The organism is Zobellia nedashkovskayae (genome assembly GCF_015330125.1).
GTDB lineage: Bacteria > Bacteroidota > Bacteroidia > Flavobacteriales > Flavobacteriaceae > Zobellia > Zobellia nedashkovskayae.
In genome coordinates this window covers 4,367,219-4,387,349 of record NZ_JADDXR010000002.1, presented here as the reverse complement: position 1 = coordinate 4,387,349, position 20,131 = coordinate 4,367,219, and the positions used below count along the sequence as shown (strand labels likewise).

Annotated in this window: 19 protein-coding genes; 9 read left to right on the top strand and 10 right to left on the bottom strand. The window is 37.5% G+C overall.

What is annotated here, in order from left to right:
* Nucleotides 1-37 precede the first annotated feature (37 nt).
* A complete protein-coding gene (locus IWB64_RS18090) occupies nt 38-352 on the top strand; it encodes a beta/alpha barrel domain-containing protein (RefSeq protein ID WP_226975933.1) in 315 nt (104 codons plus the stop codon).
* 104 nt (nt 353-456) lie between these two features.
* Here IWB64_RS18090 and IWB64_RS18085 read toward each other — a convergent pair whose 3' ends face one another.
* From IWB64_RS18085 to IWB64_RS18050, 8 genes are all read right to left on the bottom strand, one after another.
* Complete coding sequence (locus IWB64_RS18085; RefSeq protein WP_194535347.1) at nt 457-933, bottom strand: hypothetical protein; 477 nt, start codon at nt 931-933, stop codon at nt 457-459.
* A gap of 218 nt (nt 934-1,151) precedes the next feature.
* Nucleotides 1,152-1,775, bottom strand: coding sequence for a hypothetical protein (locus IWB64_RS18080; RefSeq protein WP_194535346.1), 624 nt, complete (start codon nt 1,773-1,775; stop codon nt 1,152-1,154).
* Nucleotides 1,776-1,916: 141 nt separating this feature from the next.
* On the bottom strand, nt 1,917-3,143 hold the full coding sequence (dsrP, locus tag IWB64_RS18075; protein ID WP_194535345.1) for a sulfate reduction electron transfer complex DsrMKJOP subunit DsrP: 1,227 nt from the start codon (nt 3,141-3,143) through the stop codon (nt 1,917-1,919).
* An 85-nt stretch (nt 3,144-3,228) separates the two neighbouring features.
* Nucleotides 3,229-4,365, bottom strand: coding sequence for a 4Fe-4S dicluster domain-containing protein (locus tag IWB64_RS18070; protein ID WP_194535344.1), 1,137 nt, complete (start codon nt 4,363-4,365; stop codon nt 3,229-3,231).
* A gap of 10 nt (nt 4,366-4,375) precedes the next feature.
* Nucleotides 4,376-5,005, bottom strand: a complete 630-nt coding sequence (locus IWB64_RS18065; protein WP_194535343.1) for a multiheme c-type cytochrome — start codon at nt 5,003-5,005, stop codon at nt 4,376-4,378.
* Nucleotides 4,995-5,717 (bottom strand): cytochrome C, encoded by a 723-nt coding sequence (locus IWB64_RS18060; protein WP_194535342.1) that lies wholly within the window; start codon nt 5,715-5,717, stop codon nt 4,995-4,997. Before IWB64_RS18060 ends, IWB64_RS18065 begins: the two co-directional genes overlap by 11 nt.
* Before the next feature lie 3 nt (nt 5,718-5,720).
* Nucleotides 5,721-8,048, bottom strand: a complete 2,328-nt coding sequence (locus IWB64_RS18055) for a molybdopterin-dependent oxidoreductase (protein WP_194535341.1) — start codon at nt 8,046-8,048, stop codon at nt 5,721-5,723.
* A gap of 11 nt (nt 8,049-8,059) precedes the next feature.
* A complete protein-coding gene (locus IWB64_RS18050) occupies nt 8,060-8,293 on the bottom strand; it encodes a hypothetical protein (protein ID WP_194535340.1) in 234 nt (77 codons plus the stop codon).
* Between the two features lie 316 nt (nt 8,294-8,609).
* On the opposite strand from IWB64_RS18050, the gene IWB64_RS18045 reads away from it, so the two are divergent.
* The 5 genes from IWB64_RS18045 to moaA all read left to right on the top strand — a co-directional run bounded on the left by IWB64_RS18045 (nt 8,610) and on the right by moaA (nt 12,601).
* Nucleotides 8,610-9,791 (top strand): molybdopterin molybdotransferase MoeA, encoded by a 1,182-nt coding sequence (locus IWB64_RS18045; protein ID WP_194535339.1) that lies wholly within the window; start codon nt 8,610-8,612, stop codon nt 9,789-9,791.
* Between the two features lie 10 nt (nt 9,792-9,801).
* Nucleotides 9,802-10,143, top strand: coding sequence for a winged helix-turn-helix domain-containing protein (locus tag IWB64_RS18040; protein WP_194535338.1), 342 nt, complete (start codon nt 9,802-9,804; stop codon nt 10,141-10,143).
* Nucleotides 10,144-10,238: 95 nt separating this feature from the next.
* Nucleotides 10,239-10,679 (top strand): molybdenum cofactor biosynthesis protein MoaE, encoded by a 441-nt coding sequence (locus tag IWB64_RS18035; protein ID WP_194535337.1) that lies wholly within the window; start codon nt 10,239-10,241, stop codon nt 10,677-10,679.
* A 4-nt stretch (nt 10,680-10,683) separates the two neighbouring features.
* A complete protein-coding gene (gene moaCB, locus IWB64_RS18030) occupies nt 10,684-11,595 on the top strand; it encodes a bifunctional molybdenum cofactor biosynthesis protein MoaC/MoaB (RefSeq protein ID WP_194535336.1) in 912 nt (303 codons plus the stop codon).
* A 1-nt stretch (nt 11,596) separates the two neighbouring features.
* A complete protein-coding gene (gene moaA, locus IWB64_RS18025; protein ID WP_194535335.1) occupies nt 11,597-12,601 on the top strand; it encodes a GTP 3',8-cyclase MoaA in 1,005 nt (334 codons plus the stop codon).
* Between the two features lie 54 nt (nt 12,602-12,655).
* Here the strand turns inward: moaA and IWB64_RS18020 are convergent, their stop codons facing one another.
* Together IWB64_RS18020 and IWB64_RS18015 are read right to left on the bottom strand one after the other, a co-directional pair.
* On the bottom strand, nt 12,656-13,948 hold the full coding sequence (locus tag IWB64_RS18020; protein ID WP_194535334.1) for an alginate export family protein: 1,293 nt from the start codon (nt 13,946-13,948) through the stop codon (nt 12,656-12,658).
* A gap of 86 nt (nt 13,949-14,034) precedes the next feature.
* Complete coding sequence (locus IWB64_RS18015) at nt 14,035-14,514, bottom strand: DUF7738 domain-containing protein (protein WP_194535333.1); 480 nt, start codon at nt 14,512-14,514, stop codon at nt 14,035-14,037.
* A 182-nt stretch (nt 14,515-14,696) separates the two neighbouring features.
* Here IWB64_RS18015 and nrfH point away from each other — a divergent pair, with 182 nt between their 5' ends.
* From nrfH to ccsA, 3 genes are all read left to right on the top strand, one after another.
* Nucleotides 14,697-15,293, top strand: coding sequence for a cytochrome c nitrite reductase small subunit (gene nrfH, locus IWB64_RS18010; protein WP_155596024.1), 597 nt, complete (start codon nt 14,697-14,699; stop codon nt 15,291-15,293).
* An 11-nt stretch (nt 15,294-15,304) separates the two neighbouring features.
* Nucleotides 15,305-16,798 (top strand): ammonia-forming cytochrome c nitrite reductase, encoded by a 1,494-nt coding sequence (gene nrfA, locus IWB64_RS18005; RefSeq protein ID WP_194535332.1) that lies wholly within the window; start codon nt 15,305-15,307, stop codon nt 16,796-16,798.
* An 89-nt stretch (nt 16,799-16,887) separates the two neighbouring features.
* On the top strand, nt 16,888-20,010 hold the full coding sequence (gene ccsA / locus IWB64_RS18000) for a cytochrome c biogenesis protein (RefSeq protein ID WP_226975932.1): 3,123 nt from the start codon (nt 16,888-16,890) through the stop codon (nt 20,008-20,010).
* Nucleotides 20,011-20,131: the final 121 nt, after the last annotated feature.

The following is a 20,131-nucleotide window of genomic DNA, read 5'->3' as shown; positions in this document are numbered from 1 at the left end:
AGTTAATCTATCTGTTACAAGGGTGGAAATTTTTCTAATGGATACGTCCTTATCACTTCAAACAGTATCACAATTATTAGGTACTTCAGGAGATTCTACTATAGCAGGCGCAGTAAAATCTGTAAAAGCACACGGTAAAGTTATTGTTGTAGATACTATTGGTGTTAAAGACAGAGTAAAACGTGCTCAAGAAGCTATTGCCGGTGGTGTAAATCTAAGTAGTGTTACAGCGGTTAAGGAATCTGGTGTTACAGTAGCCGTTGCAGGAGCAGCTATCTACGGAGCAGAAGACCCAGCTAAAGCAGTTAAGGAATTAGAAGAGTTGTTGATAGCACAAGTAGCTATTAAATGATAGCCGCTTTATTATTTTATTCAAATTCCTGTAAAATGTTTTTTATGGGAATTTGTTGTTTTTGTTAGGCCCGTAGTCCTTATTGTTTGTAGGTTGTGCTGTACCTAGTTTTTTTCCCATTCAAAATCTAAAACATCACGTAATCTATTAAGACTAGCTTTCGATAGAAATTTAAACGCAAGTCCAATAAAAACAAACCTTATCATTAGTATTTGCAATATAGCTACTAGAATAAAAATAGGTGAAAATTCCTCTGTGCCAGTTAAAATAGCTATTACAATTCCGATAACGGGGAAGCAAAGAATTATACTAAGCAAAATTCTAAAAACTTTATGGATTTCAACTTTCACATATCCGTTTGCAGAATTTATTTTTCCAGTCATAACGCAAAAAGCTCCTTTTCCAATAACAGAAGAAATTATTTTGAATTCGTTCCCAGTTATTGTTCCGCGAAAAGATTTGTCAGTATATTGGGAAGTCAGATTTTCAGACTTTTCTGTTCTCCGATTCAATCGATTCAGCGTTTCTGCTTGCTCACCAATTAACTTAAATTTCTGTTTTTTAGTTGGAAAAATATTCATTTATTAAATTAGATACAATGGTTGAGCGTAGTGCGGAAGCAAGGAAACTTTTCGTTTCCGTCTGAGCACGAAGCTAAAGTTTATTATTTAGTTTTATTTTTTCTTGTCTAAAGCTAAATCCATAAGATTTAATGATTTTATAAGTATACGCAGCCCTTGGTTGTAAAACCCAAACCTCACATTGATTATTGGCATTGTTGCCAACTGACTTTTGCATATTATTTGTGTTCCCATTCACTCAATGGAATGGATTTATATTTTATTTTTTTTGCAATATGAGTAAATTCCATTAGGATTTTTTCTAGTTCGCCAATAGAATTGAGTTGTTCAGTATTAGTGTTTATTCTTTTCTTAAACCCTAGCGGATTCAATTCAATATTATACGATTTCAATTCTTTGGATTTTTGTAAAAACTCAGAACTTGACAAATCCCAAGTCCGTCCATAGATTTGGAATTCCGCAACTTTTGGATTTTTAATATCAACATCAAAGATTATTTGACATTCATTAATTTCTCCATAATCTACGAAGTCTAATAATCCATTATGATTTGCTCTTTTAGTTTTGTTTATAAAGCCGATTTTTTTCAAATCAGAGTAAGGTGTTTTACTTAAAATTCGTTCCTTATATTTTCTTTTTCGGAACCAGTCATAAGTCCATATTCCTAATATTATTAATGGAAATAATAGTGTGAATATTCCAGTTATAGTTGTAAATAATACTTTTTTAACATCTTCAATAAAAAAGAAATAATATAGAGAAAAACCTATTGCCATAAAGCCACTAATCCACAGAATGCTTGATGCGAAAATTTTCTTGTTTAGTTCGAGAAGTTCTTTCATTTTTAACTTATATCCATTATAGACACACCACTAATCTAAACCAATTTTAATTATTTTAAAAGTATATAAACTAATACAGGTTCCATTATTATACTACTAGTAATGGAACCTGTGCCTATATTTTAGAAAGGGTTGTGAGGCTTAAGCCTTTTTATCTTTATACCGTAGCTCTCCCAACTCTATACCAATAGCGGTTTTGGCAAGAATGGTAAATACAAAGGCGCCCATTGCCCAAATACCAATCGTAACACCAATCTCTACGCCAGTGGGGAGGTATTCTACTATTTTACCATAAGGTCCAGGAATGAAGCCGGGAACGATTAGGCCAAACCCCTTTTCTATCCATATAGCTACAAATAGCATAAAGCAGCAGACGTACAATACTTTCAGGTTGTTTCTAAATTTATTGAATGTGAGTATCACTGTTGCAAGAACGTTTAGAGGTATAGCGGTCCAAATCCAAGGTAGTAACGCATCTTTACCATGTAGGCCAAAGAAAAGATAATACGCACTTTCACTGTGGTGTGTAGGGGCATAAAATTCCTTAAATAATTCCGAGACCAGCATGATCAAATTTATCTGAGCAGCTACCGTTACAATCATCGCAATTTTCTTGATTGTTTTATCTTCTATTTTGAAAGCTGTAAAAGAACGTATGACGGCTAAAACCAAAATAATAAGTGAAGGTCCCGCAGCAAATGCCGATGCCAAGAAACGAGGTCCTAACAATGCATTGTTCCAAAAAGGACGTGCTTGTAGACCCTGGTATAAAAAGGCAGTCACCAAGTGAATACCTACGGCCCAAAATACGGATATAATAGCGCCCGGTACATAGACACTTTTCTTAGCTTCTTTATTCTGATAGTGCTTAAAAAGGATATAAAACGGAATACTAATATTTATAAAAAGGTATCCGTTTAATACAATAACATCCCAAGTTAACATGGAGTTCGGGAAGTTAAAAACCCCTATTCCGGGAATCATATGCCATAACACGGATGGTCCGCCCATATCGGCAACTACAAAAGCCAAACACATTACTAATGCCGCTACGGCCAGTCCTTCTCCGATTAATACGGCCTGCTTAAAATCAATATCTTTTAGAACGTAGGTTGGCATGACGAGCATAACGGCAGCAGCGGCAACACCCACTAAAAAAGTAAAGTTAGAAATGTACAGTCCCCAGCTAACACGATCGGACATTCCCGTAGCGCTAAGCCCTTCTTCTAATTGAATGGAATAACAATACATGCCAATTAGCATCACAAGGGTAAGAAACCCCATCCAAAGATGATACGTTTTAGACCCCTTGGTTATGGTATCTAAACTATCGACCACCAAACTTTTAAATACTTTAAATGCTCCCATTGTATATTGTTTTAAATCTGCTGGCTAAGAATTTCTGGTATTCTTAACGTTACGATTCAGTGCTTTCTTTTCTACTATGTATTTCTTAGTCCATGAAGTACCAGAACTTGGGTTCTGTGCCTAAATCTTCTTTTAACCTAAATACTTTTTTATTTTCTAACACCCAACGTATGGTGCTATCAGGATCTAATAGATTACCGAAAATTCTAGCTCCGGTAGGACATGCTTCTACACAGGCCGGGTTTTTTCCCTTACGCGTACGTTGCACACAGAAAGTACATTTTTCCATGACGCCTTTTTTACGCATTCTGTTTCCTAGGTAATGCTGATTCTTGTTTACTTCTGGTTCAGGAACTTCAGGTTTGCTCCAGTTAAAACGTCTACCATCGTAAGGGCAAGCGGCCATACAATAACGGCAGCCAACACACCAGTCGTAATCTATAACTACAAGTCCGTCTTCCTCTTTCCAAGTAGCTTGTACGGGGCAAACCTCAACACAAGGAGGGTTGTCACAATGAAAACATTGTGTTCCCATATAGAAATGACCTTCTGCAGGCACTTCGTGGTAATAATTGTCATCCGCTTTATCGAATTTAAAACCTTCCCCGTCCTTCATCTCATGAATACGGATGTATTGCATTTCTGAATTTCGGTCTTGATTGTTTTCCTCAACACAAGCGCTAACACAGTTCATATACCCTTGGCATTTGGATATATTAAAAGCATAACCAAAGAGCACGTCTTCTGCCGCATTTTCTGCGGTCATGTTTATTTTCTTATCCGTTCTTAATTCGTACGAACGCATAAGTCTATTTATAGTGCCCTGTTTCTCCTCATCGGTCATGAGTTTATAGTTTCCTTTAAACTGCTCTTCCCAATCTATCTGAGCTTTTTCTTTGGTATCGCTCCCGGTGGTTACACTACATGAAGTAGTTACTGCACCCGCACCAATTAATAGGCTAGCTGTTAACTTTTTAAAGGCGCTTCTTCTATCCATTTTCACATCAAAAACCTGCTCAAAACCATCGCGGTGCCTTTCTTCACCAATAGATGCATTAATGGCAGCCTCGTAAAATTCTTCTGGACTTAATTCTTCTTCTACTTGTTCCTTAGGAGTGCTACTGCAGCTTCCTTCAGATTTACCGCAACCACAAGAACCCGAAGATTCTTTTTTATTGTTTAGACCTAGGTCTAGAGAGTACCATTTTTTATTATCGCTCATACCTTTATTTTTAATGACCTAAACCTTCGTTACGTTCTATTGCCGTTTTTGTATTGAACTGTACCGGCCATCTTTTTTCAAAACTTGGACTGTGTGGATTATGACAATTCACACAGGTGTTGGATGCCCTTGGAGGAGCCCATCCTGCTACTTTTTTACCGTGAGCACCACCTTTCCAATCTTCAAACTGACTAGAGTGACATTGCGAACATAGTTTGTAGCTTAAATTGAAATCTATGTTTTTTCCTGTTAATGTATTCAGCTGATTCATGTCCTCTCCGTTGTGGCAGGTAGCACAGTTCATAGCATCACTATTGGCATGATTCACTTTAATATCCCAGTGAGCTTTTGGTGCATCTTTACCCATCATTTGCGATACCGGTTTACTATGGCACTCTATACAGGCAAATGATTTTATTTGTCCTTTTCGCTCTGGAATCAAGAAGGTATGTTCTCCTTCCGTAATTTCAATTAACTCCGTATCCGCTAATAATTGTTCGGAGGTTAGTGCGCCATGATAGGGTTTACTTTCCCCTTCTATTTTATCGGATATGGAATGGTACTCTTCTTCGCCTTTACAAGAGAATAAGGACACCCCTAGAAGTACTACTACGAAATATATTAGCGTTCTATTTTTCATTTAGTTTATCGAATTGTCTTAGAAATGTATTCGTATCAACAGTAGGTTGCTCACTATGTTTTGGTATATGGCATTGTCTACAGTTTATACGTTCTGGATGCGAAACTCTAATTTCTTTAGGTGCACTTGGTCCTCCGTGACAAGAAATACAACTTTCTCTCATTTGTAATTGATGCGGCATCGTTGGAGGGCTTCCTACCAATGCATTATTTGCACCAAGTCCCACTTTTGGTGGTTCTGGTTTTGCAAATCCGTTTTCCTTAAAGTCGCTAGTGGTGTTTTTAGTAACGTGGCACTGTCTGCAGTTTACCATTTCTGGATGTGGCGTAACAGGGGCATAAGCATCAAATTTTGCTACAAAACCACCGTTTTGGTGACATTGTATACAGGTATTACCTCCAAAGCTGCGCTCTTTTGCTACAGGATGCGGAATACTAGGTGGTGCTCCCGGATAGGCTCTATTATCATAATACGTATCTAGCGTTCGTTGGTGGTTTTCATCTACAGGCATATTTAGATAATCCAAACCTGCACCTGCATCATCAAATCGTCTGAAAGCACCACTTTCCGATGGAATAAAGTTTCCGGTAGGCGTTTCAATAACAGGTGTATAGGCTTCTTCCAAACCTTGTTCATAGCTGTAGTTCCAAACAACGATAAACGCTATGAAGATCACCACAAAAAACGATATGATTCCAAGTCTCTTTTTCATAATCTATGCTCTTTCAACTTTAACCGCACATTTTTTATAATCCGGTTCTTTAGAAATAGGGCAGAAGGAGTCTAAGGTTACATCGTTAATGAGCATGTTCTCATCAAAGAAAGGAACGAACACTTGCCCTTTAGTTGGTAAACCTCTTTCATTGATGGATGCAGGTAATGTACAAGAACCTCGGCGGGAGGTTACTTTAATCTTTTCTCCGTTTCTAATTCCTAAAGACTTTGCATCATCTGGGTGAAACTCTACATACCCATTTGGCATTGCTTGATGTAATACCGGAATTCTACGCGTCATAGACCCTGTATGCCAGTGTTCTACAACACGACCTGTGTTTAGCCAGAATGGGTATTCTTGGTCTGGTTTCTCTGGGGCGTCTTCAAAAGGACGTTGCCATATGACCGCTCTACCATCTGGTTTTCCATAAAAATGAAAGTCTTCGTCATTGGAACAGGCAGGGTCATATTTAGCATTGTATCGCCATTGCGTAGACTTACCATCTACATAAGGCCAGATAGCTCCAGACTCTTTCTGTAAGACTTCAAGTGGTGCCATTCCGTGTTTTGCACCTTCGTGAAATTGTCTGTATTCGTTATATATTTCTTCTACGTGATTTTCTTTGCTGTAAGGGAATAGGTCTTCAAACCCCATTCGTCTTGCTACTTCAATAAACATCCAAGTATCTGCTGTTGCCTCTCCAGGCGCATCAACCATTTTTTGCCAATACTGTGTTCTTCGCTCAGAATTACCATAGAGTCCACCTTTCTCAATATGCCAAGCAGCAGGAAGAATAACATCTGCTACATCTGTAGTAGGTGTAGGGAATACATCCGAAACCACAACAAAACAAGATTTCTTTTCCATTGCTGGACGGTAACGACTGGTCTTAGGTAATGAAACTAAGGGATTGGTAGCTTGTACCCATATAAAATTAATATCTCCGCGATCTACAGCTCGGAACATTTCGGTGGCATGATAGGTAGGCTTAGATGGTATACGGTCCACAGGAACCTTCCAAATTTTAGCGGCCATTTCTCTATCTTTTTCGTTCATTACTACACCGTGTGGTAGTTTGTGCGTAAAAGTTCCAACCTCACGAGCGGTACCACAGGCAGAAGGCTGCCCTGTTAATGAAAAAGGTCCGTTGCCCGGTTGCGATATTTTACCGGTAAGTAAATGAATATTGTACACAAGATTGTTTATCCATGTTCCTCTAGTGTGTTGGTTCATTCCCATACACCAGTAGGAAACTACTTTTTTATTGGGGTCTCCGTAAATAGCCGCCAGATATTTAATATCCTTAACGGATACCTTAGAATATTTAGCTACTTTTTCTGGACTATAATCCTTTAGAAATTCTTTATACGCTTCAAAATCTATTTTCTCTGGCTTATCCGTAAACTTAAACTTGTCTTCTAGACCATAGCCAATATTGGTAAGGCCTTTACTAAAGCTACAATGCTTCTCAACAAAGGATTTGTTAACCCATCCGTTTTGTATAATCTCATAGCAAATAGCATTTGCTACGGCTAAATCCGTTTGAGGTTCAAATAAGATTGATTTATCAGAAGCGGTACTAGAACGTGTAGTTCGTGTAGCGAAATCTATAATTTTAGCACCACGTTTCGCTTTTTGTTCCAGCATTCTAGAGAATAACACCGGGTGCATTTCTGCCATATTATTACCCCAGGTAACAAAATAATCTGCGTAATCAATATCTTCATAACAGCCCATAGGCTCATCCGCTCCAAAGGAGGTTAAGAACCCTGTAACGGCACTAGCCATACAAAGGCGTGCATTACAATCTAGGTTATTGGTGCCAATAGCTCCTTTCATTAATTTAGAAGCAATATAGCCTTCTGGTATAGTAGACTGGCCAGAAGTATACATGGCCACGGAATCCTTACCGTTCTGGGCAATAGATTCTTTCATTTTAGAAGCAACAAGATCTAAAGCTTCGCTTAATGGGGTTTCAACATATTTGCCATTTTTCTTTACCAAAGCAGTTTCAAGTCTATCCTTAGATTGGATACACATAATCTGGTGGTATCCTTTTACACATAACAACCCTTTATTCACTGCCGAGTTTGGATCACCTTTTACGGCAACAGCTTTTCCGTTTTCGGTACCTACAAGTATACCACAACCTACGCCGCAGAATCTACATGGACCTTTTTTCCAATCTAGGTTCGCATTTTCAGGAATTCCTTTTTCTTGTTCGCTGGCAAATACAATACCGGGGAACATAGACGCAGCTGCTGTAATTGCAGACAACATGGCCATCTTTTTTATAAAACTCCTTCTATTTGTTACAGAATCGTACATAGCTATATAAATTATTGAGGGGTGTTAAAACCAGAAACTAAGGCAAGTAATTTTAGACTGCTTAGGGCTTCAATTTTTTCTTTTAGAATTTCGTCTTCTTTTTCGGTTTGGGTATCGGTAACCAATGCCAAAATATTTTGGTTTTCAGCAGGAATAACTTCGCATTGACCAAGACTTACTAATGCGGTCAGTAATTCTTCTTTTCTTCCTGCGATAGGGTGAGCTAGGTAGCTTTTAATAGGCATTCAAGGTCGGTTATAGATGTATGAAAACTAAGCGTTTTCATTAACAGTTGTTTAACAATTTAGCAAAAATAGGTGAGTATTGTTCTTGAAAAGATGATAAATATCATAGAATGAATAATAAAGCTATCGTTATATTTGAACGGAAATAACGATTTTGTATATTCATCCCCTGTAAAGGGATAGTTGGTTTTTTTCGAAAAGAAATTATAGGAATGATTATTAAAACGATGCTATAGAATTATGATGGATATTGTATTTGGAAACACCTCTTTGCGAATTCCTAACGGTTGTTTGAGAACTAAATAACGCACGGATAATGATAGATACCACTACAGCGTTAGAATTGGTTTTGTTACATGGCTTCATTAACACGAAAGTCCTTGAAGTAGACCTTAAAGATGGACTAGATTATGTTCTGGCCAAAGATGTAATTTCAGAAATAGATATGCCACCTTTTAGGCAGTCTGCTATGGATGGGTATGCATTACATTTAGGAGACGATGGTGTTTATACCCTGGTAGGGGAAGTAAAAGCAGGTGACAATAACAATCCCACTTTACATAAGGGCGAAGCTGTACGCATTTTTACGGGAGCTCCAGTGCCCGTTACGGCTAACACCGTTGTGATGCAAGAAAAAGTAACCGTAGATGGGAATAAAATCACCTTAGAAGAATCTCTAAAGGAGAATACAAATATCAGACCCCAAGGAGAGCAAATAAAAGCAGGCGGTGTTGCCATAAATAAAGGGACAACAATTAAGGGAGTTCATATAGGATTTTTGGCCAGCTTGGGAGTTACAAAAATTACGGTCTGTGAAAAACCGTCAATCGCTATTGTGGTAACAGGTAACGAACTTATAAGTCCAGGAGATACATTGTCTTATGGTGAGATATACGAATCTAATGGCGCTATGCTAACCGCTGTGTTAAATGAATTAGGCTACAAGAATACGTCTGTTGTTACTATAAAGGACGATTACGATAAAACTAAAGTAGTATTAAAAGATACCTTAGGGAAACATGATGTAGTTATTGTTACAGGCGGAGTATCCGTAGGGGATTATGATTTTGTTGGAAAAGCAATTAATGCCATAGGTGCACAAGAGATTTTTTATAAGGTGAAGCAAAAGCCAGGGAAACCTTTATTCTTTGGAAAAAAAGAAGGAACTTCCATATTTGGACTTCCCGGAAACCCTGCCGCTGCGCTTAGTTGTTTCTACATCTATGTGTATCCTCTTTTAAAGAAGTATGAAGGCGCGGAGCATATGAGCCTGCCCAATATTTTTTTGCCTTTGTTATCTGATTATACCGTAAAAGGAACTCAGGCACAATTTTTAAAAGCACGAATAGAAGGTGCGGGAGTGACCATTTTAGGAGGACAGAGTTCTGCTATGGTACGTGCTTTTGGAGATGCCAATGCCTTGGTTTGTTTGCCTAGAAACTCTACGGAAATAAAAAAAGGACAAAACGTAAAAACCATATTGCTACCCACTAAATAGACTGTTTATTATGAGCGATTATAAAATTAAAAGTAGGATTTGGATAGAGGTAGGGGATAACGTTTTGGTAGGTGAAGGTAGAGTGCGTTTGCTAAAAGAAATTGAAGCGCAGGGCTCATTGTCAAAAGCAGCGAAGTCTATTGGAATGTCATATAAGAAGGCATGGACGTTAATAGATGCCGTTAATAAATCTGCCAAGGAAGCAGTAGTGACTACATCTGTTGGTGGGCAAAAAGGAGGAGGGACGGTTATTACTCCTTATGGAAAAAACTTGATAGCAGCTTTTGAGCGAATTAATAAAAAGTGTTGGGAGTTTCTGGACGAAGAGTTTGAAACCCTAAACGGAATTTAAGAAAAACGAATCAAGGTTTATCGCTACGGCAAAATGTCAATTCTGTCAATAGCAGAAACACCATCAATTTATAGTAAAGAAAATAAGATTTGAAAATGAGCACTACTTATAAAAACGTATTTAAGCCAGGAGCAATTTCTTCGACATTTATAGGGGAATCTATTGCCAAGCATCAATCTAAAACCAGCATTGGCGCACATAATATTTTTCTAGGCCAAGTACGGGCAGATGTTGTAGACGATAAAAAAGTTACTGCTATTGAGTATACCGCATATGAGGATATGGCAAATAAGAAATTCCATGAGATAAGGGAAGCAACTTTTGAAAAATTCAACCTTACCTGTATGCATATCTACCATAGTTTGGGAGAGGTAAAATCAGGAGAGATATGTCTTTTCGTTTTTGTGTCATCGCCAAGGCGAAAGGAAGTCTTTAAAGCATTGGAATATGTGGTAGAAGCCATTAAGGCAGATGTGCCTGTTTTTGGCAAGGAAATATTTGAGGACGAATCTTCGCAATGGAAAGTAAACAGCTAGCCGAATGGTAGATATTACACATAAAAATAACACCCTTAGAACGGCAACGGCTCAAGCAATTGTAAAAGTCAGCCGTCAGGAAACCATTGATGCTATTCAGAATAGAACCGTGCCCAAGGGCGATGTTTTTGCCATGAGTAAAGCAGCTGGACTTTTGGGCGTTAAGAAAACACCGGATTTACTTCCGGACTGTCATCCACTACCCATAGAATATACAGGTATTGAATATGCGGTTAACGGACTTGAAATTAAGGTCTTGGTAACCGTAAAGACCATTTACAAAACTGGTGTTGAGGTAGAGGCTATGCACGGGGCAAGTGTGGTGGCCCTTAATATGTATGATATGCTTAAGCCTATAGATAAGGGTATAGAATTACATCATATTAAACTGATAGAGAAAAAAGGAGGGAAGTCTAGTTTTAAGGATAAGTTTAGACGCGATTTAAATGCGGTTGTGATTGTGTGTTCTGATTCTATTTCCGAAGGGAAAAAAGAAGATAGAGCTGGTAAAGCTGTTATGGCAAAATTAAGAGAATGTGAAGTTACGGTTCAGGACTATATTATCATTCCTGATGATGAAGCTTTCATTCAAGAAAAAGCGAAACACTATCAAGCCAACGGAGCGGACTTAATTATATATACAGGAGGAACAGGGTTATCTCAGCGCGATATTACGCCAGAAGCTTTAAAGCCGTTATTGGATAGGACCATTCCTGGTATTGAAGAGGCTATTAGAAAATACGGACAGGACCGCATGCCGTATGCCATGCTTTCTAGAAGTATGGCGGGAACCATAAAAAACACCTTGGTGTTGGCCTTGCCTGGCTCTACAAATGGCGCAAAAGAATCTATGGATGCTATTTTTCCATCGATTTTACATGTTTTTAGAATTTTAAAAGGAGCAAGACACGATTAATATGACGGAATCTAAAAATATACTCACAGACACATTTGGTAGAAAACATACCTATTTGCGCATCTCACTCACAGAGCGTTGCAACTTACGATGTACGTATTGCATGCCTGCAGCCGGTATACCGCTTTCGCCAAAATCCCATATTATGACATATGAGGAAATCTACGCCATAGCAAAAGAATTCGTGGACCACGGAGTCACCAAAATACGACTTACAGGTGGCGAGCCGTTAGTGCGAAAAGATGCTGCGTTGATCATGGAGAAATTGGGTTCACTTCCTATAGAATTGGCAATAACCACCAATGGCGTTATCGTAGATAAGTTCATTGATACCTTTAAGAAAATAGGTCTTAAGAAAATTAATGTGAGCCTAGATTCTTTAAATACGGGGAAGAATACATTTATAACCCGTAGGGATTATTTTAAAAAGGTCTATGACAACATACAGTTGTTGGTAAAAGAGGGTTTTGAGGTAAAAATAAACTGTGTTTTAATTAAAGGTTTTAATGAAAATGAGGTTATCGATTTTATAGAACTTACCAAGACGCAGACACTGCAGATTCGTTTTATTGAGTTTATGCCTTTTGATGGGAATAAATGGGATTTGGATAAGTTGGTTTCGCTAGAAGAAGTATTGAAACAAGTATATGCCAAGTACGATGCAAGCAGTTTTATAAGGCTTAATGATGCACCTAATGATACGGCCAAAAACTATCAAATAAAAGGTTATAAGGGGACTTTTGCTGTCATAAGCTCTGTGTCTAATCCTTTTTGCGATAGTTGTAATAGAGTGCGCTTAACGGCAAACGGGCAACTTAAGAACTGCTTATTCTCAACCACGGAATCTGATTTACTTACACCGCTTCGTGAAGGGAAATCTATAACTACGGTAATAGGGAAGGCGGTACAAGCAAAGCAAAAAGTACGTAGCGGAATGGATACGCTAGCAAAATTTAAAGATCCAGATTCTCATAAGAATCGCAGTATGATTGCTATAGGTGGATAAAAAAAGCTGCAATCCAAAAGATTGCAGCTTTACTATGTTGAGGTAGTTGTATTCCTAGTTTGATGCTTTACTCAAATTTGTTTTAAAAAGATTAGGGTTGATGGTTAACTGAACCCATCCCCAGTTGTTTGTATTATCACTTGGTCTGCCACCTTTTATAAGACTCATACTGTCCGAAGCAAACATATGTGAATAGCCTACATTTAGTTTTACATTCTTCATTAGGGCTTGCGTATAAACCAAATCTAATTCCGTTCCTAAATAAGCATCTGCATCTCCGGTAAGGTCTGCATTGGCGCTAAAATAATGCCCTTTTAACAATAGGTTGGATTTTTCTCCTGTGGTAAAAACAACTTTTCCGTACACATCATTAAGTCCAACATTGTTAGCATGGTTGCCAACATAAAAATAATCCATGAATCCATTAAACTTGTGATTGGTGCCGTAAAGAGGAAAGAACGATTTGTTTTTAGAGTCACCGTCTTGATCAGTTCCGCTTAAAAGTTCAACACCTAATCCGTAAAGAATTTTATTAGATTTAAAAGTAGCCTCTAAAGCCAATTGATAAGCCGCTAAATCTGTTGTAGCATTCGCTTTCCCAAATTGATAATAAGCACTACCGGCAAAATTTACTTTTTGTACGGGAAATTTAAAGTATGAACCCGTAGTCTGTCTATAGGAAACGCCGTCTGCAATGTCATTGGCATCACCTGTAAAATCTTGAAAACCTGTATTTAGAAAAAGAAAGCTCACAGAACTTTTCTCCCAAGATTTTTTGAGGTACGCATACTGCATCGATTTATAAGTAAAAAAACCTTGAATGTTATATGCAGTTCCTTCATTACTTGGTACTTCTTGGCTAAACGCTCCACCTAGGTCAAGCATAAAGTCATCCTTCTTATAGCTAATGATAGCAGCATCATGAAAGCGACCTTGCATTGCCCAATCCAAACCACCAAAAATACGTTGGTCATCATAAGAAATTACTTGTCTACCTAACTTGGTAGACCAATTTTCATTGAATTGTAATTGCGCCCAAGCTTGAAACAAAGAGAAAGAATCGTTACCGTCTACCGCTAATATTTGGCGGGTATCTCCCCAAGTACTTACATCTTGTACGGCAATAAATAGTTTTAGTTTTTCATCGGAATACCCAATATTAAGACGGGTACGTTGGTTTACGAATGCTGCAGGATCGGCATCATTAGGAAAAAGGTTGTTAAATCCGTGGCGATATTCAAAGCGAGCTCTTACATCTGCATCTACTTCCAGCGTTTGCGCTGTTATTGGAATAAAGTTGAAAATAAGTAAAAATAGAATACCTATCTGAAGTCTTTGTATGGTCATAATAGTTGATTTATTACATTTGGCAACAAAGATTCGCTATTTAAACCTTACTAAACATGACATTTATCATCTGTAAGAGATAAGGTCTAAACACCCGGATTCCACCCAAGTGCAATGGCTACTTGTTTTTTTTCCTTAATAATAGATCGTATCATATAAGGTCTTTCCGTATCTACGTTCTGAATGGTTTCTTGCATAGGCTTACCGTCTATAGTAACGTCTCCGGTAAAATTTGCCAAGGGTTGGTGGCCTAGGCCGTATCTGTTGTCTTCAACCAAAAGAAGCATCAACATTTTTTCAGGGTCTGGCGTAGAACAATAAATGCCAAGTTCATCCCATAGATACACGTTATTTTTTGTTTGTTTAATAGGCTCAATACGTGAAGCCTCTCCTAATATACCTTTTAGAACTGTGTAATTGGTAGGGAAACTAATAAGCGTATTATTAAGGAGTATCTCCTTAGCATTACATTCTATAGTAACGGTGTCACTCTTTTTTTTTCTTTTGCTCGGATCTCTAAAGTCAAATATTCCCATACCATGCAAGATATTTCTTTTTTTGACCATAGTGTGCAATTTGGGTTTTATTATCAGTACGTGTTTTCTGATTTTTCAACAGTAAAAAATATGATATTAATCATAAAATAGTCCAATTTTTTTTAACTTAATTTTTTGTTAAGAAATACTGTAAATCAGGCATGTATAAAGTATTTTTTAACTATTTTCGTGTTTCTAATTAACCACCAAAATTGAAGGAAACCCCTAACATACTACCCAATAAAAATTCTGGATGGAGAACTACGGCTGTATTTCTCATTGCTGTATTTATTGGTATCGGTTTGTTTTTGGCTAAAGAAGGAGAGGTTGTTTCTTACCTGTCAGATAATCCAGAAGCATGTGTTAATTGCCATGTAATGACTCCTGTTTATAATGGTTGGATGCATAGTTCACACAGAGAGTGGGCCAATTGCAATGATTGCCACGTACCTCATGATAACGTAGTAAATAAGTATTTCTTCAAGGCAAAAGATGGGTTGTACCATGCAACGATATTTACGTTAAGAGCAGAGCCAGACGTAATAAAAATGCAAGAAGCCTCTCAGAAAGTGGTACAGGCAAACTGCATACGTTGTCATATGCAACAAGTAACTCAAACAAAATATGACGGTTGGATAGATAACCATGCCGAGAATAGAACGGATAGACAATGTTGGAGCTGTCATAGGGAAATTCCACATGGAAAAGTACAAGGTATTTCTACATTACGATACAATATAGCACCATTACCAACCGATCAAGAAGAAGCTGTAATACCTGCTTGGTTAGAAAAAGAAAAGAATAAATAACGACGAGGAATATGAAAAACAAGGTCTTATTTGTAGTAACGATTATTGCTGTTTTTTTATTAGGGTTATTAGCTTCTAGTATAATCAACAGAAAAAGTGAGGCAAAATACGAGTATGTACCAAAGGTAGATATTGGTGAAAATGAACCTAGGAGTAAAGTTTGGGGAGATAATTACCCTCAAGAATACCAGTCTTGGTTACAAACGGCAGATACTACATTTGCTAGTTTTCAAGGAGGTTCTGCTATGCGTGATGTATTGGAAGAAGATCCAAGATTAGTTGTTCTTTTTGCCGGTTATGGTTTTTCCAAAGACTACAATCAAGGTAGAGGACATTCATATGCAATTGAAGATATCAGGAATAGTCTGAGAACGGGAGGTCCTAAAGGAGAGGGAGATGGACCAATGCCAGCAACATGTTGGACTTGTAAAGGTCCCGATGTACCAAGGGTAATGAGTGAGATAGGCGTAGCCGAGTTTTATAAAGGTAAATGGGCAGATAAAGGAGAAGAGATCGTAAACCCTATTGGTTGTGCAGATTGTCATGATGCGGGGAACATGAAACTTAAGATTACCCGTCCTGCATTGGTAGAAGCTTTTGATGCTATGGGTAAAGATATTAACCAAGCTACGCACCAAGAAATGCGTTCATTGGTTTGTGCTCAGTGTCACGTTGAATACTATTTTAATAAGAATTTACCAGGTAAAGAAGGCGTACCTTATTTAGTTTTCCCTTGGAAAGATGGAATGGCTGTTGAGGATATGGAAAAGTATTATGATGATATAGCATTTGCAGATTGGACACATAAAATCAGTAAGACGCCAATGTTAAAAGCGCAACATCCTGGATACGAAACTTTTAAAACGGGAGTACATGCAGATAGGGGAGTTTCATGTGCAGATTGCCACATGCCTTATAAAAGCGAAGGTGGACAGAAGTTTACAGACCACCATGTACAATCTCCTTTAAATAATATGGCCAATGCTTGCCAAGCATGTCACAGAGAAGAGTCGACCAAGTTAATGGAAAATGTTTATGAGCGTCAGCGTAAGGCAACGGAAAACCGTATAAAACTAGAGGACTTATTGGTTAAAGCACACGTAGAAGCTGGTAAAGCTTGGGAGTTGGGAGCTACGGATGAACAAATGAAACCAATTTTACAAGATATTCGTCACGGACAATGGCGTTGGGATTATTCTGCAGCATCTCATGGTGCATCTTTTCACTCTCCTGTAGAAATTGCTAGAGTAATAGGTGGAGGATTAGATATTGCCGCAGAAGCAAGAGTTAAACTGGCCCGTCTTTTAGCAGATTTAGGACATAATAAACCAGTAGATATGCCAGATATTTCTTCTAAAGAAAAAGCACAGAAGTATATTGGCCTGGATATAGAGACATTGGAAGCAGAAAAGAAAGCCTTTAAAGAGAACCTATTACCTAAATGGATGGAAGCCGCTAAAGCTCGTGAAGATAAAATGGAAACGAAGTCCGTTTCTATGAATTAGGGTATCACATTCGGATAGATTAAAAACAACTACATAACTTATCCTCATCACTCTTATAGTGTATGAGGATAAGTTTTTTTTAGAAAGATATGAGAGGAAAACTATATAAAATAATTGCTTCACCTGTATTGGCACTACTTCTTTTGTTAACCTTTGGGGTATCAATGGCTGTTGCTACGTTTGTAGAGAACGATTTTGGTACCGCCACGGCATGGAAAGTAATATATGATGCCTTATGGTTTGAACTGGTAATGGTGGGACTATGTATTAGTTTTATTCTTAATATTTTCAAATATAAATTACTGAGAAAAGAGAAGTGGCCAATTCTTCTTTTTCACCTGTCATTCATACTCATTATTGTTGGGGCAGGTATTACAAGGTACACTTCTTATGGAGGCGTAATGCGCGTTAGAGAAGGTGCTTCATCTAATATCATTATATCGGACGTTAATTATATTAAAGCAAAAATATCTAATGGGAGTACCACAAAAGTGGTACTTAAGAAAGTTAGTTTTTCTCCGTTAACAAATAATGATTTCACTATAAAAACAGATTTTGAAAATACGCCAATAGTAATAGGTTATAATGAGTTTGTCGCCGATGCTTTACCAAAAATAGAAGATGATGTAGAAGGAGGGAAGGCATTATTAGAGCTAGTAGTAACTGCAGGAAACGGAAGGGAAACTGTATTCTTGCAAAAGGGCGAAATTGAGCAAATAGGAGAACATAAGCATTTAGTTGGTTTTGAGGCAGAAGGAGAAGGAGTTATCAATATTGTAGAAAAAGACGGTGCCTTTAAAATGTATACGCCCAGAGATTTAGATTTCTTTATTATGGCTTCCCAAACGGCAGGAAAAATTAAGAAAGACACCTTAATGAATATGACGCTTAAAACGTTATATAGAGATGGGGATGCCTCTTTTGTTCCAACGGCATATCATCCCAACGCAAAAATAGAAATCGTAAGTACTTCGGATAGATTAAAGGATAACGACCCTAATAAAGATGATGCCTTATTGGTAGATGTCACTATTGACGGCGAAACAAAAACTACGAATTTACTATATAGACAAGGGTTCTTGCCAACAGAACATAAAGCAGAATTCAATGATTTATCTATTCTACTTTCTTATGGTGCCGAGGCACAGGAAATTCCATTTTCTATTCAGCTAAATGATTTTCAACTAGAACGTTACCCGGGCTCCACAAGTCCATCTGCTTATGCGAGTGAAGTCACGGTTATAGATGATGGCGTAAAAACACCCTATCGCATTTTCATGAACAATGTGTTAGATCATAAAGGGTATCGCTTTTTTCAAGCCAGTTATGATACGGATGAAAAAGGAACGGTGCTATCTGTAAATCATGATGCCGTAGGTACTTGGGTAACCTATTTAGGTTATTTGTTAATGGGCATTGGTATGTTCTTCACGCTTTTTGGAAAAGGATCCAGGTTTACGGAAGTAAATAAAAAGTTGAACAAATTAAAGAAGAATAAAGCGGCATTTCTTTTGCTTTTATTGTTGGGCGGCGGTATGGCTCAAGCAAGACCCGCACAACAGCAGGATAGAGGGCCTGAACAAATTATAGATGTTGACCATGCTGCTCTATTTGGTAGGGTTATGGTGCAAGACTTAGATGGTAGAATAAAACCAATAAATACACTTGCATCGGAGTTTTTACGTAAGATTTCCGGCAGGCCTTATTTTCAACTTACTCAAAATGGTGCAACGGTAAAATTAGATGCTAACCAAACATTTTTGGCAATGCATGTTTCTGCAAAGTATTGGGAACAAGTTCCGATTATCAAAATTGATAAGAAAAAATTAGGAACGGTTTATGAAGACTTAAAACTGGGAGCGAACGGCTTAATATCTTTTCAGAATTTATTGGATGAAACCGGAAAATATGTTTTTGTAGAAGACGTTGAAAAAGCAAACCAGAAAAAACCAGCCGAACGGAATGAGTTTGATAAAGAAGTACTTAAAGTAGATGAGCGTTTTAATATTCTTTACAATGTATTTATTGGGAACTACTTAAAAGTGTTTCCCAATAGCCTGGATGAGAATAATACCTGGTTTACTTATACCCATAATTTTGAAGATTTCCCGGAAGAAGACGGACGTTTTGCAAAATCTATAATTCCAACATATTTTTCAGATGTTGCAGCTCAAAATTGGGAAGGAGCATCAGAGAAATTGGGATATATTAGTATGTATCAGAATGTTTTGGGTAAAGATATAATCCCTAGTGATAAAAGAATAGCTGCCGAGTTGTGGTACAACGATCTAAACCTGAATTTCTGGTTGTTTCAGGTGCTGTTTATTTTAGGTTTTCTGATGTTGGTCTTGGCTATGGTAAAGATTTTTACACAAAAGAAAAGTGTAGAATATCTTTGGAATATTTTAATAATTCTAGCCCTTCTTAGTTTTATAGTTTTTGCGGGGAATATTATTCTGCGTTGGTATGTTGCCCAGCATGCCCCATGGAGTAATGGATACGAAATGTTGATTTTTGTTGCATGGGTACTTATGCTTTGTGGTTTTCTTGTTTTTAGAAAGTCAGACTTTGCATTGCCGCTTGCTACTTTATTTTCTGGAGCGTTATTATTTGTGAGTTATTTAGATTGGATCAATCCAGAAATAACGAACTTAATGCCAGTACTAAAATCGTATTGGTTAAAGGTACACGTGGCAACCATTGTAAGTAGTTATGCGCCTTTGGCATTATCCGCTGTTTTGGGGTTAATGGCGCTTGTTTTAATGATAATTAAAACACCAAAAACAAAAGACAGAATAGATTTAAAAATAAAAGAGCTTAGCTATATCAATGAATCCTCAATGACTATAGGCTTATTTGTTTTGGCTGTAGGAACCTTTTTGGGTGGTATTTGGGCCAATGAATCTTGGGGACGTTATTGGGCATGGGATCCAAAAGAAACTTGGGCCCTAATTAGTATAATCGTATATGCCATTGTATTGCATTTACGATTTATTCCTGCGTTAAGAAATACATATGTGCTTAACGTAGCTAGTATGTTCGCTTTCTGGTCAATAATAATGACCTCATTTGGTGTTAACTACTACTTATCAGGATTGCATAGTTATGCTGCTGGAGACCCGGTACCAATTCCTCAATTTGTTTACTTTCTAGCAGACTTTATGATTATTATTGCGGTATGGGCGTACATTAGAAACAAGAGAAAAGTGTAGCTATACCTACTATTTTATTCAGGTTTTTATCAAAATCAAACCCTTAAGATTTCAGTTTTTTTATTAATAGGTCAACTAGGTTAATAAGCCTCAATTGTATTATTACAAGAGGGTCTTATAG

What these genes read in the sequence shown, in the direction of transcription:
- IWB64_RS18040 (WP_194535338.1), top strand. Translation starts at nt 9,802, where the DNA reads ATGAGCGATTATAAAATTAAAAGTAGGATTTGGATAGAGGTAGGGGAT.
- nrfA (WP_194535332.1), top strand. Translation starts at nt 15,305, where the DNA reads ATGAAAAACAAGGTCTTATTTGTAGTAACGATTATTGCTGTTTTTTTA.
- IWB64_RS18070 (WP_194535344.1), bottom strand. Translation starts at nt 4,365, where the DNA reads ATGAGCGATAATAAAAAATGGTACTCTCTAGACCTAGGTCTAAACAAT.
- IWB64_RS18035 (WP_194535337.1), top strand. Translation starts at nt 10,239, where the DNA reads ATGAGCACTACTTATAAAAACGTATTTAAGCCAGGAGCAATTTCTTCG.
- IWB64_RS18085 (WP_194535347.1), bottom strand. Translation starts at nt 933, where the DNA reads ATGAATATTTTTCCAACTAAAAAACAGAAATTTAAGTTAATTGGTGAG.
- IWB64_RS18090 (WP_226975933.1), top strand. Translation starts at nt 38, where the DNA reads ATGGATACGTCCTTATCACTTCAAACAGTATCACAATTATTAGGTACT.
- moaA (WP_194535335.1), top strand. Translation starts at nt 11,597, where the DNA reads ATGACGGAATCTAAAAATATACTCACAGACACATTTGGTAGAAAACAT.
- IWB64_RS18055 (WP_194535341.1), bottom strand. Translation starts at nt 8,048, where the DNA reads ATGTACGATTCTGTAACAAATAGAAGGAGTTTTATAAAAAAGATGGCC.
- IWB64_RS18080 (WP_194535346.1), bottom strand. Translation starts at nt 1,775, where the DNA reads ATGAAAGAACTTCTCGAACTAAACAAGAAAATTTTCGCATCAAGCATT.
- IWB64_RS18015 (WP_194535333.1), bottom strand. Translation starts at nt 14,514, where the DNA reads ATGGTCAAAAAAAGAAATATCTTGCATGGTATGGGAATATTTGACTTT.
- IWB64_RS18050 (WP_194535340.1), bottom strand. Translation starts at nt 8,293, where the DNA reads ATGCCTATTAAAAGCTACCTAGCTCACCCTATCGCAGGAAGAAAAGAA.
- IWB64_RS18020 (WP_194535334.1), bottom strand. Translation starts at nt 13,948, where the DNA reads ATGACCATACAAAGACTTCAGATAGGTATTCTATTTTTACTTATTTTC.
- moaCB (WP_194535336.1), top strand. Translation starts at nt 10,684, where the DNA reads ATGGTAGATATTACACATAAAAATAACACCCTTAGAACGGCAACGGCT.
- dsrP (WP_194535345.1), bottom strand. Translation starts at nt 3,143, where the DNA reads ATGGGAGCATTTAAAGTATTTAAAAGTTTGGTGGTCGATAGTTTAGAT.
- IWB64_RS18065 (WP_194535343.1), bottom strand. Translation starts at nt 5,005, where the DNA reads ATGAAAAATAGAACGCTAATATATTTCGTAGTAGTACTTCTAGGGGTG.
- IWB64_RS18060 (WP_194535342.1), bottom strand. Translation starts at nt 5,717, where the DNA reads ATGAAAAAGAGACTTGGAATCATATCGTTTTTTGTGGTGATCTTCATA.
- ccsA (WP_226975932.1), top strand. Translation starts at nt 16,888, where the DNA reads ATGAGAGGAAAACTATATAAAATAATTGCTTCACCTGTATTGGCACTA.
- IWB64_RS18045 (WP_194535339.1), top strand. Translation starts at nt 8,610, where the DNA reads ATGATAGATACCACTACAGCGTTAGAATTGGTTTTGTTACATGGCTTC.